We start from the raw sequence: 12,967 nt of genomic DNA, 5'->3' as shown, positions 1-12,967 counted from the left end.
CCCTACTTGCCAGTCTTGTCGGAGATCATCTTGGCGACCTCGTCCAGCGTCGCCTGCGTGGACGACTTGCCCTGGTAGAGGGCGAGCATCTTGTCGCTGATGTCGCTCGAGAGCCCGGGAACGGCCGCTTCGGTCGCGGGGTCCTCGAAGCCGATGTCGCGCATGTCGAGCAGCGTCTGGGCGTGGGCCGGGTAGCCGTCGAGGACCACCTTGTCTGCGCCCTTGATCGACGGGACGGCGTTGCCGCCGCCCTGCAGGCGGGCCGTCTGGCCTTCAGCGGAGAGGAAGTTGGTCCAGAACTCGAACGCGGCGTCCTTGTTCTTGGTCTTCGCGTTGATGGCGAGGTAGCTCACGGCCGTGCCGGTCGGCGCTGCTTTGCCGTCCGGGGTCGGCCAGGGGGCGACGTCGTAGTTCTCGGGGTCGCCCGCGGACTTGACGGTGCCGATCGTGTAGCGGCCCTGCACGAAGAAGCCCGCCTTGTGGCTGACGAACACACTGTCGGCGCCGGCGCCCTGGGGGAGGGTGTCCGCCACGACGAAGGTGTGGTTCTGGAAGTTCTTCGCGAGAACGTCCATCGCGTCGACACTGGTCTGGTCGGTGTTGGCGACGAATTTGCCGGAGGCGTCGAACGCCTGGCCGCCCTGCGACGAGATCCAGCCGTAGTGGGTGGACCAGTAGTTCCAGAACATCGAGCCGGTGAGACCCGCCTTCTTGAGCTTCTTGTTCATGTCGAGGTAGGCCTCGGTGGTCCACTTGCCTGCGGCGGCGAGGGTCGCGGGGTCATCGGTGATGCCCGCCTTCTTGAGCGCGACCTTGTCGTACCACATGGCGTCGGGGTTGGAGTCGTTCGGGGCGGCGTAGATCTCGTCGCCCTTCTTCGTCACACCGAACAGGCCCTGTGCGAAGTCGTCCGGCTTCGTCTTGCTCGCGCTCGAGTTCATCAGCTTCGTGAGCGGCAGCAGCGCGCTCGAGCTGACGAACTGGCCGATCTTGTCGTCGCCGATGTAGAAGACGTCCGGCGCTGTGCCCGAGGCGAGCTGCGCGAGCAGCTTGGTGTGGTAGTCGCCGTAGTCGGCGACGGGCTGCAGGACGACCTTGACGTCGGGGTGCTGCTTCATGAACTCCGTGTCGAAGTCCTTGTAACGGGCGATCTCTTCGGGGGTGCCCCAGGTGGACCAGACGACCGTCTTGGTCCCGCTCCCGTTCGATGCTCCTGAACCTGAACATGCGGCCATACTGAGCGCTACCGCGACAGCCGCTCCCACGGCCACCAGTCTTCTCACCTTCGAGTCGACGCGAGACATGCCTACCTCATTCCTTGAAGTCTCTCTGCAGATGGAGGCCCCCGGGTCGGGGTCACTCCTTGATCTGTATTCTGTATACAGTAGGCAGCGGCACAACGCAAGGGGATGCGCACGGGAACAGCCTGGGTTCGCGCACGGTCAATGCATGCATTCGGGCGCGATCATCAAGCCAACACCATCGAACTGACCGAAACCTGCCCCGGGGCTGGGCGCGCGCTGGGCGCGTGCCCTCGCGCCCGCCACGGCGAGTGTCGCTGTTCCGGCCGAGTGTCGCCGTTCTACCGGGCGCTCTCGGCCGCAACGGGCACTCTCGACGATCGCTGATTCGTCCAGCCGGTCGCCCAGAAATATGGAGCCTCTAACCAAAGGCTGGGGCCGTAGCCTTTGGTAAAGACGATTTCTAGCAAAGGCTAAGAGCCTAGCCTTCGGCACAGACGCCGCAGGCTCAACCCTCGCCGCCAGGTGTCGAACTGCGCAGCCACACGAACTGGCCGGGCGCCAGGTCGATGCCGTCCGTGAGGTCGAGCTCCGCCCCCGTCACCAGGTCGGACGACCCGGGCGCGATCCCCGACAGCGTCAGCGCATCCACCTTCTCGCGGCCGTCCCCGACGTTCGCCAGCACCACGATGGTGGCGTCCGCTCCTGGCCGCTGGTACCCCAGCACGCGGTCGTTGCGGGTATCGAACCCGATCAGCCGGTTGCCGGCGAACTCCGGCGTGCCGGACCGGATCTCGATCAGGCGCCGCAGGCTCAGGTAGAGCGCGCCGGCGTGGGTCGCATACGAGCGCCGCTGCTCGTACAGCTCGGCAGGATACCGCGGCCGCCCCACCCACCGGCTGTCGTCCCGGTGCGCCGGGTCGTCGACGTAGGCGTAGTCGTTGAGCTGGCCGACCTCGTCGCCCAGGTAGAGCTGCGGCAGACCGCCGGTGCTGAGGATGATCGAGTGTGCCAGCAGGATGCGACGCACCGCGAGCGGGTCGCCGGCTTCGAGACCCGCGAGCGACGCCGTCGACCCGGAGACCCGCGCATCCCCCGTCTTCGGGTTCTCCTGGAACGGAACCCCGCGGGCGAAGCTCCCCGGGAACCGCCCGACGTAGAACTGGTTGAGGAACCTGCGGTGGTCGAAGCCGTCGATGCCCAGCTCGGCTGCGTCCTCGTCGGCGAACGTCCAGCCGATGTCGTCGTGGCTGCGCACATAGTTGACCCAGGCGGTACCGGCCGGCGTGGCGTGGCGGCGTTCGAGGGCCTGGGTGAGCATCCGCACATCGCGGGTCGCGAGGGAGTTCCAGATCAGGGCCATCTGCAGCGGGTTGTAGCTGAGCTGGCATTCGCCGGGGCTCATGTATTCGACGACCTGGTCCGGATGCACGATCGCTTCGGACAGGAAGAGCACGGACGGCGCCGCGATGCGGCAGACCGCGTTGAACGCCTGCAGCAGCAGGTGCGCCTGCGGCAGGTTCTCACACGACGTGCCCAGCTGCTTCCAGATGAAGGCGACCGCATCCATCCGCAGCACGCTCACCCCCTGGTTGGCGAGGAACAGCATCTCGTTCGCCATCGCCCGGAACACCGCGGGGTTCGCGTAGTTGAGGTCCCACTGGAACGTGTGGAACGTCGTCCACACCCAGCGCCCGTCGTCGAGGCGGACGAACGAGCCAGGATGGTCGTCGGGAAAGATCTCACGTGTGGTCTGCTCGAAAGCGTCCGGCATCGTGCGGTCGGGGAAGAGCCAGTAGTAGTCCTCGAACTCCGGAACGCCCGCCCGGGCCTTCCTCGCCCACTCGTGCTCGTCCGAGGTGTGGTTGAAGACGAAGTCGACGGCGAGCGCGATCCCGTTCGCCCGCAGGTCGTCGGCCACCTCGCGCAGGTCGGCCATGGTCCCGAGCCCCGGCGACACCTCGCGATAGCTGGACACCGCATACCCACCGTCGGAGTTCTCCGCCGGAGCGAGGAACAGCGGCATGAGATGCAGGTAGGTCAGCCCCAGTTCGCGGAAGTAGGGGATGTGGCCCCGCAGACCCTGCAGCGTGCCGGAGTACCGGTCGACGTAGCAGACGCCCCCGAGCATCCGGTTCGACTCGAACCAGGCCGGATCGGCAAGGCGCTGCCGGTCGAGATCCTTCAGCTCCGGCGAGCGTGCCTCCCACGACGCCGCGAGGTCGCCGAGCAGGCCGTCGAACTGTGCATCCAGTCGGTCGTCTCCGCCGTAGATCTCGCGCAGCAGCCGCTCGAGCCGCGCGGTCTCGCGCGCCCAGCGCTCAGCGGACGATGTCCGTTCCGCTTCGTCGAAGTCCGGGTCCGCTGCTGAGCTCATGTCCATGCTCCCGGCACGAGCCTACGCTCCCGCCGGTCGCGGACTGCGGCGCGGGGGGCGGGGGGGGTCACCCCTGCGTGCTGAACACCTCGGCGCGCGCGGCCACCCACGAGTGCGTGCTCTGCTCGAGGTGGTACTGGGTGTGCACCCGCTTCACCGGGTGCGCCTTCACCAGCTTCACGGCGGCCTCGCGACGTGAGTGGAGGCGCAGCAGCGAGACCAACGCGCCGACGAGCACCCCGATGGTGGCGGTGAGGCCCAGCCACAGGAGGTCGTCCTTCCAGTAGCCGGCCAGCTGCGAACTCTCAGCGAGCCAGAGGCCCACGGCGATCACGGCCAGCAGCAGCACGGAGACGAGCACGGTCTTCTGAGCCAGAACGACCGGCTTCGTGGCCAGCAACCGCCGGGCGCGCGCCAATTCGCGATCGTGCTGACGGCGTCGCTCCTTCGCCCATTGCAGGTCGAGCGCGTGCCGCCTGGCCTGTCGCTGAGCGTCGTCGTGGGCCCTGTTGTATGAGTAGTTCACCGTGTCCTCCGGGTATGGCTCTGGTCAACTCGATTCGAATTATGGAGGAAAACTGCCCGGTCACCGCGACATAACGATCGTCTCTCCCACGAACTGGGGGGCCCGGCCCGTCCAGGGATGCAGCGAACGTCAGGCGGGCTTGACGCCGCTGTAGAGGATGCACGGCGCCGGAAGGAACGGGATGCCGGTGTCCAGGTCGAACGACTCGCAGCGTGTCTGGATGAAGCCGGCGGCGCCCGCCGCACCGACCGGATCCCGGTTCCAGTGGCAGTTGCCGTCCCAGTGCGCGGAGAACGGCGTCGCCATGCTCTGGATCACGCGGCGCGCTGTCCCCCTGGCCGCCTGCACATGCTCGACGAACGCGAGGGTTCCGCCCGGCCTGAGGACCCGCATCACCTCGGCGAGGGAGCGGTCCAGCTCGGTGACCGAGCAGAACACGAGAGTCGCGACCACCGCATCGAACGAACCGTCGGCGAACGGGAGCTCCTCGCAGCGGGCATCGAGAACCTGGCCGGCGCGTCCGTGCCGACCGGCCTCCGCTTCGAGTTCGCGCCGCGACAGGTCATCCGGCTCGATGCCCGTCCACTGCACCTCGTCGCCGAAGGCCCCCAGGTTCTCCCCTTCGCCGGCACCGACCTCGAGCACCCGGCCGTGGACGCCGCCGAACATCTCGTGGGCCCGTCGCCGCAGATCGTCCCGCGACACCGGTGCCGCCCTGCCGCCACTCGCCGCCATCCTGTCTCCCCTTCTCCCGCCCTCCTCGATTGTTCACCCTCGGCCCCTGTCTTTTGACAGTGGTGAGTGCTTGCATCGAGGTAGGGGACACCGTCGAGCGACTGAGGGGTGCGTGATGGCTGCGACGAAACGGGTGATCGTCTTCATCCAGGAGAACAAGACCACCGACTTCTACTTTCCGTCGATGGCGGCCTGGGGCGCCGCCGTCGCGAACAACGGCAAGCTGCTGACGGCAGCTCCGAACTTCGACCAGCCGCACGACCGGAGTGCGTGGGTGCACTACGCGATGGGCGACTACCCTGCAGAGGTCGCGCAGCTCGACAACGACCTGCTCATCCCCTTCTACAGCTCGCTGGCGAAGCAGTTCGTCTTCGCCGACCACCATTTCGGGCCGGGCTCCAACTCGACGCCCGGGCACATGCTCGCCGTCGGCGGCCAGATGCCCACGCTGAAGAACCCGCCGTTCGTCGGACCGCACCCGGTCTGGAACCTGCCGTCGATCTTCAGCGTCGCCGAAGCCGCCGGCGTGAGCTGGGGAGCGTTCCCCGACCAGAGCGGCTATCCGGTCAAGTTCTACACGACTCTTTCCCAGGCGCCGGGGAACGGGAACGTGCATCCGCCCACGCAGTTCATCCCGATGGCCAAGGGCGGCACGCTGCCGCAGGTCTGCTACGTCTGGTCACCTGCGGGCTACGACGAGCATCCGCCCGCGGTGAGCGCGCCCGATTACATCACCAAAGGTCACGACCTCGTGTGGCAGCGCGTGCAGGCCGTGATCGACGGGGGCGGCTGGGACGAGACGGTCTTCATCCTCACCTGGGACGACTGGGGCGGTTACGCGGACTCCGTGCGCACTCCGTCGATCGAGACGGTGCCGGATGCGCTCCATCCGGACGGTTTCCCGATCATCGGCGGCTCGCGCATCCCGCTCGTCATGTTCGGCGGGGCCGTGGAGCAGGCGATCGACCCCGAGTGGCACTCGCACGCCTCCATCCCGAAGACGATCATCGATCTGCTCGGGCTCGGTCCGATCGGGGTCGAGAGGGTGGATGGCGCGCCGTCGCTCGCGCACCATGTGGATGCGTCGGTCAGCCGACCTGTCCCGCCCGCGCCGGGCACCGTGATCGTGCAGCCGACGGCGCCGACGCCCGCTCCGAAGCCGGTCGACCCTCAGCCCTGGCCGGGGGCGCTCAACACTCAGCTGCCGCCGCTGGTGACCCTGGACGGAAGCACACTGCCCGCGCCGACGGACGGCAAGGTCAACAAGAATCCGCCGAAGCCACCACCCGCGCCGTGAGCGTCGGGAGGATCACCACTTGAGTGTGGTGCCCTGTGCCGTTCCGAAATCGATGTGCAGGTGATTGCAGGTGTCGTCGAACGATGCGAAGTTGAGGAGGCTCAGCGAGGAGCGGCACTCCGACTGGCCGACATTCGTCTGGGGCGGCACGATCGGGTCGAGCGCCTCGATCAGCTTCACGGACTGGGCGTCGCCACCACTGAGCGACTGGCCGTCGAGCAGGAAGAAGTCGACCGCGTGGCCACCGCCGTTGGCGTAGTGCGAGGATGCGCTTCCCGCGCCCTCGATCTGGCCGGTGCAGCGGCGGTTGATGTCGCTCACGCCGACCGTGGTGAACACGCTCAGCGCCACGTCGATCGTCTGGAGCACTCGGTAGTCGATACCGCAGTTCGGGACGACCCGGCCTTCGGCCAGGTACTCGATCTCGGGGATGTGGTTCGGGACAGAGCCGGTCAGCCGGCCCTGGTTCACGGCCGTCATCAGCTTCTGGGCGAGTGCCTGCACCGTGGGCGAGACGGTCACACCCGTAGTCGAGTCGAGCAGCAGCGGATTCTCCGTGACGCTGTAGCCGTCGCGGGAGGCGACGGGCCCGGCGGCACCTCCGCCGGCGAGGGTCTGGACGCCGACGTTCGACGACGCCTGCGATGAGGATTCGGCGGGCGCTGCATAGGCGGGCAGAGCCGCGGTTCCGAGAAGACCGCTCGCCGCGAGGACGACGCCGATCTTCGCCCGGGTGCGGCGGATGCGCGCGCGCTGCGACAGCTCTTCGCCGCGGGCGCGGTGAGCGTGGAGGTTCTTGGTGGGGGCGAGCGGAGGGCGCCTGACCGGGCGGGTGCGGCGCGCGACGGCTTCGGCCGCCTCGGCGCTCACCGTCGGGGCGGCAGGATGCTCGACCGGCACGACGGTCGCGATCGGCTCGGCGGGCACGACGTTCTCGGCGGCTGCTGGGGATGCTGCGACTGCGACAGGTGCGGCGGGTGCGACCGCGGCGGGTACGACAGGCGCAGGTGCAAGAGGCGCAACCGCAACAGGCGCAACTGCAACAGGCGCCGGTGCGACAGGCGCAACCGCAACAGGCGCAGTTGCAACAGGCGCCGGTGCGACAGGCGCAGGTGGCATAGGCGCGGCCAGCACCGTCTGCTCGACCGCATCGAGGGCGCCGGTGGCCGCGCGTTCGAATTCACGGCGGGCGCGACGGGAGGTGAAGATCTGGTCTGTGGGCGGGTTCGTCTCGACAGGCGCGAGGGGTGCCGTCAACTGCGGGTCCCCCCCGAACGTGATCGAGCGCGTCACACAGTACCTTCCGCAATGACGCGAATGGTCGGGATCGCGTCGAGTCGAAAACCCCGACGAAAACCAACCATCCGTCGGGACACCTCTCGATGTTATTGGTTCGTTACCGAGATGTCACATCCAAATCACTATGCGAACGCATATCTCTGGAAACTCGCAGGGGTATCGCAGCCTCCTGTGTGTTCTCAGAGAAACGCCCCCCGATCGATGAACCGCGGTGGCGCCGCGGCCGATCGAGTCGGCGCCAACTGCCCTCTCCGGTGGCGGGACAGGTCGGTTACCGACGACTCGCCGCTCCGGCCAGAGGGACGACGCCGGCGGCGAGGGGGGCGCCGTCGGCGGTGAGGGCGAGGACTCCGGTGGCGCCCTGGCCGATGGCCCAGGCGACTCCGTCAGGGCCGAGCGCGAAGACGGCCGTGGCCAGCACGTCCGCCGTCGTGAGGTCGGCAGCGACGACCGTCACGCTCGTCAGACCCGCGGCCGGGAGCCCTGTGCGGCCGTCGAGGATGTGCGGGCCGCGCTCGTAGGTTCCCGAAGTGGCGATCGCGCAGTCCGTCACCGACAGCACCGCCCACATCCGCCCCGCATCGGACGGCGAACGGATGCCGACGTTCCAGGCGACGCCACCACCCGGCGATCCGGCGACCGCGACATCCCCTCCGGCGTTCAGGCAGAAGTCGGTCAACCCCCGGGCACGGAGGACGCCGGCGGCCCGCTCGGCCGCCCACCCTTTCACGACACCGTCGGTGTCGAGGCGGCCGTCGGCTGCGCGCACCCGGAACGCGCCGCCCGACGCCTCGCGGAACCTCTCGCCGATCGCGAGAACGTCGCGCAGGTCGGCGCTGTAGTCGCCCTCCGTGACGAGCCCGCGGTTGGCGCGCGAGAGCTCGCTGTCGTCGCGGTAGGCGCTGAACCGCCGGTCGGCATCGGACATGACGGCGAACGCGGCCGTCGCGGTCTCCCGGATGCGCGCATCCGCCCCCGCATCCCGGATGTCGATCGACATCGGGATGCCCATCACCGTCTCGACGAACCTCACGACTTGTCGATGGCCGACTGGACCGACTGCGCGTAGCCGTCCGACGTGTACGTCGCGCCGGAGACCGTGTCGATCTTCGCCGACTGCGACTGGAGCACTTCCTGCTCCAGGATCGGCCCGGCCTGCTGGTTGATCTCGACGCTGCGATCGCGGTCGCTCGGCGACTGGAGCTCGGTGACCGCGGTGATGTGCGTACCGGTGTAGGTGAGCTGCACCTGGATCGGGCCGTAGGGCGTCTGCTCAACAGCGCCGTCGACCGTCTTCGTCGCGGGCGCGGGGGCAGGTGCCGAGGCGGTCGGAGACGCGGATGCGGATGGCGCAGCAGATGGCGCAGCCGACGGCGTCGCGGGCGGCGGCGTCGCGCTCGTGGTCGGCGCCAGCGACGCAACGTGCGTCGACGCGGTCGTCGCCTGGCCGGCGCCGTACAGCCGGAGCCCGACGGTCAGCCCCATCACGGTCAGGATCACCACGAATAGGATCGTGCCTCTCCACTTCTTGCGCCTCATGACATGCTCAGTTCTTCTCGGTGGATGAAGCGTTTCGGTACTTGCAGGTCACGAAGCGACGCCTCCACGGTCAGCATCATCCCTTCGGGTCCGCACACGAAGGCCTCCCAGTTGTGGAGGTCGCGGACCATCGACGCGAGGCCTTCCGGGGACAGCGGGTCCCAGCCCAGTTCGCTGCGGCGGCCGACCACCGGGATCACGGTGAGGCCGGGCATCCGCTGGAGTTCGTCGAGCAGGGCGAGGTCCGCGGCGGAGTGCGCCCGGTAGATCAGCGCCGGTGTCACCCCGCGTGCCGTCAGTTCTTCGGCGAGCGCCCGGATCGGGCCGATCCCCGCGCCACCGGCGACGAGCAGGATGCGCTCCCGGCTGGCCCGGTCCGCCGTGAAGTGGCCGAACGGCCCTTCGACGAAGACGAGTGTGCCCGGCTTGAGCTCGCGCACGAGCGCGGAGTGGTTGCCGAGCGCCCCGACGGTGATGCGCAGCCGTCCGTCGTACGGCACCCGCGAGACGGAGTACGGATGCGCGGTCAGCAGGTGCCCCCACGACAGGAACCGGAAGAGCAGGAAGTTGCCCGCCCGCACCCCGAGCTCGTCGAGGTGGGGTCCGCTGAACCAGACGCTCGTGGTGCCGGCGTTCTCGCGCACCACCGACTGGACGCGCATCCGGTGCCGCCACGCGTCCAACGTCGGCAGGATGAAACGCCAGGTGAGCGCGGCGGATGCGGTTCCCAGGTAGAGCAGGAGCCAGACCGCCCGGTTGACGGGGGTCGCGATGAAGTGGCTGCCGGCACTCAGCTGGTGGAGGAAGGTGAGGAAGATCGCCACATAGGTCGTGAGGTGCAGCCAGTACCAGACCTCGTAGGAGAGCCGGGCGCGCAGCAGGCGCGCGCTGCTGAGCCCGACCGCGAGGAGCGCGGCGGTGCCGAGGATCGCCGCGAGCATGTCCGGGTAGTTCTGCAGGAAGGAGATGAGCTCCGACCAGGGCGTCGACCTGTCGATGACCTCGCTCCCGAGGAGCATGAGGCCGACGTGGGTGAGGACCAGAAGCACGACCGTCGTCCCGAGCGTGCGGTGCCACAGGACGAGTTTGTCCAGTCCGACCGCCCGCTCGAACCACGGGATGCGGGCGATGAGCAGCACCTGTGCGCACACCAGGTAGGCGGCGACCATTCCGACGAGCTCGCCGGCGGACGTGATGACGACCGACGGGGTCGCCGTGGCCGTCGACGGCACGCCGGCCCACCACATCCACAGGACGATGAGTCCACCCCCCCACAGAACGATCCGCACGACCCTCGAGTGGCGACGCTGGGCGCGTGCGCTCGGTCCGCGTGCGCTCACGCGCCGCGGAGTGGTGATCACACTCACGCCTGCACCCCCATCCATCGCCTCTTTCCTGCGTCGTGTGGCCGATCATTCCAGCCGGTTCCTAGCAGGATTCTGTGTCGACCCGGACGCGGGCTGCAGGTTTCCTTAGGAATTCTTAAGGATGTGCCGAGCCCACCAGCTCGGCGTTGGTCGCCCAGAGCCGCGACGCCACCGCCGCATCCTTCGCGATCGGATTCACGGCGGCCGGTTTGCGGCCGGAGAAGTACACGCCGGAGACCGCTTCGACCTCGGGCGACGAGGCCAGGTAGATGGATGTCTGCGCGCCCCGCTCCGGCGACTTCATGAACGGCTTGAGGAGCGGGATCATGATCTTCCATGCGGTGGACGAGTCCTCGGCGGCGAACGCGGTGCGGACCAGCCCCGGGTGGAGCGTGTTTGCCGTCACGCCCGTTCCCTTCAGGCGTCTGGCGAGTTCGAACGTGAAGAGGATGTCCGCCAGCTTGGACTGGTTGTACGCGGTCTGCCCGGAATACGAGCGCTCGCCCTGCAGGTCGTCGAAGTCGATGCGTCCCATCCGCTGGGCTCCCGATGAGACGGTCACGATGCGGGCCGGAGCGCTCGCGGTCAGGCGGTCGAGCAGCAGGTCTGTCAGGAGGAACGGGGCGAGCACGTTGACTGCATACGTGTGCTCCAGCCCGTCTGCGGTCGCGTGGCGGGTGGCCCAGAAGCCGCCCACATTGTTGACCAGCACGTCCAGCCGCGGGTACGCCTCCAGCACCGCGGCGGCAAGCCTGCGCACTTCGGCCTGCGACGACATGTCGGCCGGGAACGCGTCGACGGTCGCGGCGGTTCCGGATGCGCCGGCGGGGGCGGATCCGGATGCGCGGACGGATGCCATGCGCGCCTCGGCTGCGATCGCGACGGCCGCCGTCGCGGTGCGCGCAGCATGCCGTCCGGTGATGCCGACGCGGGCGCCGAGCGCTGCGAGCCCCACGGCCGTCGCGCGGCCGATCCCGCCGGTTCCGCCTGTCACCAGGACTGTCTTGCCGGCCATCAGGCCGGGCGTGCTCTCAGCCATCGCGATCCCCATCCGGATGTGCGGGGCGTGCTGCTCACCAGGGGCGGCCGTCTCTCTGTTGTGACTTCTGGGTTCAGGGTACGCCCGGGCCGGGCGCCCGGCGCTGCCAGAATGGGATCCGTGATGACCGACGCGGCACGGGTGCAGAAGCTGCGCGCCACAGGAATCGGCCTCGAGGCCGTCACCCTCGCCTGGAACGTGGTCGGGGTGGTGGTGCTGCTCGTACTCGTGCTGCAGACCGCATCCGTCGCCCTCGCCGGCTTCGGGCTCGACAGCATGATCGAGATCGGCGCGAGCACGGTCGTCATCTGGGAGCTCACCGGCACCGACGAGGCGCGGCAGCGCGTGGCGCTCCGCCTCATCGGCTGGGCGTTCGTTGCGCTCGCGGCCTATCTGCTCGTGCAGTCCGCCGTCGCGTTGGTGTCGGGACACCGGCCCGTCCCCGGACCGGGCGGTATCTGGTGGACCGGTGCGACCGCACTCGTGATGTTTGCGCTGGCGGCCGGAAAGTGGCGCGTCGGGCGCGCGCTCGGCAATCCGGTCCTGCTCACCGAGGGCCGCGTGACCCTTATCGACGGCATCCTCGCCGCGGCCGTGCTCGCCGGCCTCGTGCTCGACTTCGCGTTCGGATGGTGGTGGGCCGACCCGCTCGCCGGTCTCGTCATCGTCTACTACGCCATCCGCGAGGCCGTGCACATCTTCCGCGACTGAGCGCAGGCGTTGCGCCGATCGGTCGCACAGTGTCGATCGCGAGCGCGCGAAGCGACCATTCGTGACCGATCGCTGCTGCGCGAGGGCTCACTCCTCGTGCTTGAGGGCGATCCCGATCGCGAAGAACGTCGGAGCCCAGTGGCCGATGAAGATGCCCCACCGGTCGGACTGCGCGCGCTCGTCCCTCTTGGTCCGCGAGACCAGCCACGCGAGTATCGACAGGATGATCGACGCGAACCCGGCCAGGTAGGCCTGTTCGCTTCGGAAGCCCATGTCGTGGAGCATCGAAATCGGGTTGAAACCCGCTGCCTTCTCAATCGTTGTCTTCGCCATGCCTTCACTGTCCCACCGTGTGGCCCGGAAGAAAAGTGAATTCGACGTGCGAGTAGTCAGGAGGGGTCCCGCTCGCCGTCGAGCTCTCCACGGTCCTGCTTCAGGCGCTCCTGCTCGCGGTAGAACTCGATCTCGCGTTCCAGCTCGGCGAGCTGCTCCTCGGTCGACTTCGGACGCTCGAAGGACGCCGGCGCATGCGCATGGCCGTGATACCGGCTGCCGCCGGTGTGCGTCCGAGGCGTCCCGGTCGGATACTCCCGGCCGAGCGTGAACCACAGGATGCTTCCGATGAACGGCAGGAAGATCACCAGCAGGATCCACCCGAACTTGTGGATGTGCTTCACCTGCCATTCCGATCGCAGAATGATGTCGATCAGCGCCCCGATCATGAGGAGCAGTCCGAGCAGTGGTATCGCAGCCATGCCTCACAGCCTATTGATCGCGCGCGCCCAGCAGAAGCACAAACATGCTGCACCACGCATACGTCCCGCGAAGGGGGGCCG

Annotated in this window: 13 protein-coding genes; 2 read left to right on the top strand and 11 right to left on the bottom strand. The window is 68.4% G+C overall.

What is annotated here, in order from left to right; genetic code table 11:
* Window positions 1–2: 2 nt before the first annotated feature.
* From ACV7NN_RS12045 to ACV7NN_RS12030, 4 genes are all read right to left on the bottom strand, one after another.
* Entirely contained in the window at window positions 3–1,304 is a 1,302-nt protein-coding gene (locus ACV7NN_RS12045) for an ABC transporter substrate-binding protein (protein WP_463349810.1), read from the bottom strand.
* Window positions 1,305–1,749: 445 nt separating this feature from the next.
* Window positions 1,750–3,618, bottom strand: coding sequence for an alpha-amylase family protein (locus ACV7NN_RS12040; protein ID WP_463349809.1), 1,869 nt, complete (start codon window positions 3,616–3,618; stop codon window positions 1,750–1,752).
* Between the two features lie 67 nt (window positions 3,619–3,685).
* The gene (locus ACV7NN_RS12035) at window positions 3,686–4,144 is read right to left on the bottom strand and encodes a hypothetical protein (protein ID WP_463349808.1); all 459 of its coding nucleotides are present in this window, start codon (window positions 4,142–4,144) and stop codon (window positions 3,686–3,688) included.
* Between the two features lie 129 nt (window positions 4,145–4,273).
* Complete coding sequence (locus ACV7NN_RS12030) at window positions 4,274–4,879, bottom strand: class I SAM-dependent methyltransferase (RefSeq protein WP_463349807.1); 606 nt, start codon at window positions 4,877–4,879, stop codon at window positions 4,274–4,276.
* A gap of 115 nt (window positions 4,880–4,994) precedes the next feature.
* Here ACV7NN_RS12030 and ACV7NN_RS12025 point away from each other — a divergent pair, with 115 nt between their 5' ends.
* Entirely contained in the window at window positions 4,995–6,176 is a 1,182-nt protein-coding gene (locus tag ACV7NN_RS12025; protein ID WP_463349806.1) for an alkaline phosphatase family protein, read from the top strand.
* A gap of 12 nt (window positions 6,177–6,188) precedes the next feature.
* Here ACV7NN_RS12025 and ACV7NN_RS12020 read toward each other — a convergent pair whose 3' ends face one another.
* From ACV7NN_RS12020 to ACV7NN_RS12000, 5 genes are all read right to left on the bottom strand, one after another.
* Window positions 6,189–7,469 carry a hypothetical protein gene (locus tag ACV7NN_RS12020; RefSeq protein WP_463349805.1) on the bottom strand — a complete coding sequence of 427 codons (1,281 nt, stop codon included), beginning with the start codon at window positions 7,467–7,469 and terminating at the stop codon, window positions 6,189–6,191.
* 277 nt (window positions 7,470–7,746) lie between these two features.
* On the bottom strand, window positions 7,747–8,508 hold the full coding sequence (locus ACV7NN_RS12015; RefSeq protein ID WP_463349804.1) for an FAD:protein FMN transferase: 762 nt from the start codon (window positions 8,506–8,508) through the stop codon (window positions 7,747–7,749).
* Complete coding sequence (locus tag ACV7NN_RS12010) at window positions 8,505–8,978, bottom strand: FMN-binding protein (protein WP_463349803.1); 474 nt, start codon at window positions 8,976–8,978, stop codon at window positions 8,505–8,507. Before ACV7NN_RS12010 ends, ACV7NN_RS12015 begins: the two co-directional genes overlap by 4 nt.
* 32 nt (window positions 8,979–9,010) lie before the next feature.
* Window positions 9,011–10,381 carry a ferredoxin reductase family protein gene (locus ACV7NN_RS12005; RefSeq protein WP_463349802.1) on the bottom strand — a complete coding sequence of 457 codons (1,371 nt, stop codon included), beginning with the start codon at window positions 10,379–10,381 and terminating at the stop codon, window positions 9,011–9,013.
* 115 nt (window positions 10,382–10,496) lie between these two features.
* Complete coding sequence (locus tag ACV7NN_RS12000; RefSeq protein WP_463349801.1) at window positions 10,497–11,420, bottom strand: SDR family oxidoreductase; 924 nt, start codon at window positions 11,418–11,420, stop codon at window positions 10,497–10,499.
* A 123-nt stretch (window positions 11,421–11,543) separates the two neighbouring features.
* Here ACV7NN_RS12000 and ACV7NN_RS11995 point away from each other — a divergent pair, with 123 nt between their 5' ends.
* Window positions 11,544–12,131, top strand: coding sequence for a cation efflux transmembrane domain-containing protein (locus ACV7NN_RS11995; RefSeq protein ID WP_463349800.1), 588 nt, complete (start codon window positions 11,544–11,546; stop codon window positions 12,129–12,131).
* Window positions 12,132–12,218: 87 nt separating this feature from the next.
* Here ACV7NN_RS11995 and ACV7NN_RS11990 read toward each other — a convergent pair whose 3' ends face one another.
* Window positions 12,219–12,464 (bottom strand): hypothetical protein, encoded by a 246-nt coding sequence (locus ACV7NN_RS11990; protein ID WP_463349799.1) that lies wholly within the window; start codon window positions 12,462–12,464, stop codon window positions 12,219–12,221.
* A gap of 56 nt (window positions 12,465–12,520) precedes the next feature.
* Window positions 12,521–12,886, bottom strand: a complete 366-nt coding sequence (locus tag ACV7NN_RS11985; RefSeq protein WP_463349798.1) for a PLD nuclease N-terminal domain-containing protein — start codon at window positions 12,884–12,886, stop codon at window positions 12,521–12,523.
* Between the last annotated feature and the right edge of the window lie 81 nt (window positions 12,887–12,967).

Source organism: Leifsonia sp. Ger2509 (genome assembly GCF_055231915.1).
This window is presented reverse-complemented; position numbering and strand designations above follow the sequence as displayed.

Coding starts and splice junctions, on each gene's coding strand:
- ACV7NN_RS12030 (WP_463349807.1), bottom strand. CDS start 4,879: ATGGCGGCGAGTGGCGGCAGGGCGGCACCGGTGTCGCGGGACGATCTG.
- ACV7NN_RS11995 (WP_463349800.1), top strand. CDS start 11,544: ATGACCGACGCGGCACGGGTGCAGAAGCTGCGCGCCACAGGAATCGGC.
- ACV7NN_RS12025 (WP_463349806.1), top strand. CDS start 4,995: ATGGCTGCGACGAAACGGGTGATCGTCTTCATCCAGGAGAACAAGACC.
- ACV7NN_RS11985 (WP_463349798.1), bottom strand. CDS start 12,886: ATGGCTGCGATACCACTGCTCGGACTGCTCCTCATGATCGGGGCGCTG.
- ACV7NN_RS12000 (WP_463349801.1), bottom strand. CDS start 11,420: ATGGCTGAGAGCACGCCCGGCCTGATGGCCGGCAAGACAGTCCTGGTG.
- ACV7NN_RS11990 (WP_463349799.1), bottom strand. CDS start 12,464: ATGGCGAAGACAACGATTGAGAAGGCAGCGGGTTTCAACCCGATTTCG.
- ACV7NN_RS12040 (WP_463349809.1), bottom strand. CDS start 3,618: ATGAGCTCAGCAGCGGACCCGGACTTCGACGAAGCGGAACGGACATCG.
- ACV7NN_RS12045 (WP_463349810.1), bottom strand. CDS start 1,304: ATGTCTCGCGTCGACTCGAAGGTGAGAAGACTGGTGGCCGTGGGAGCG.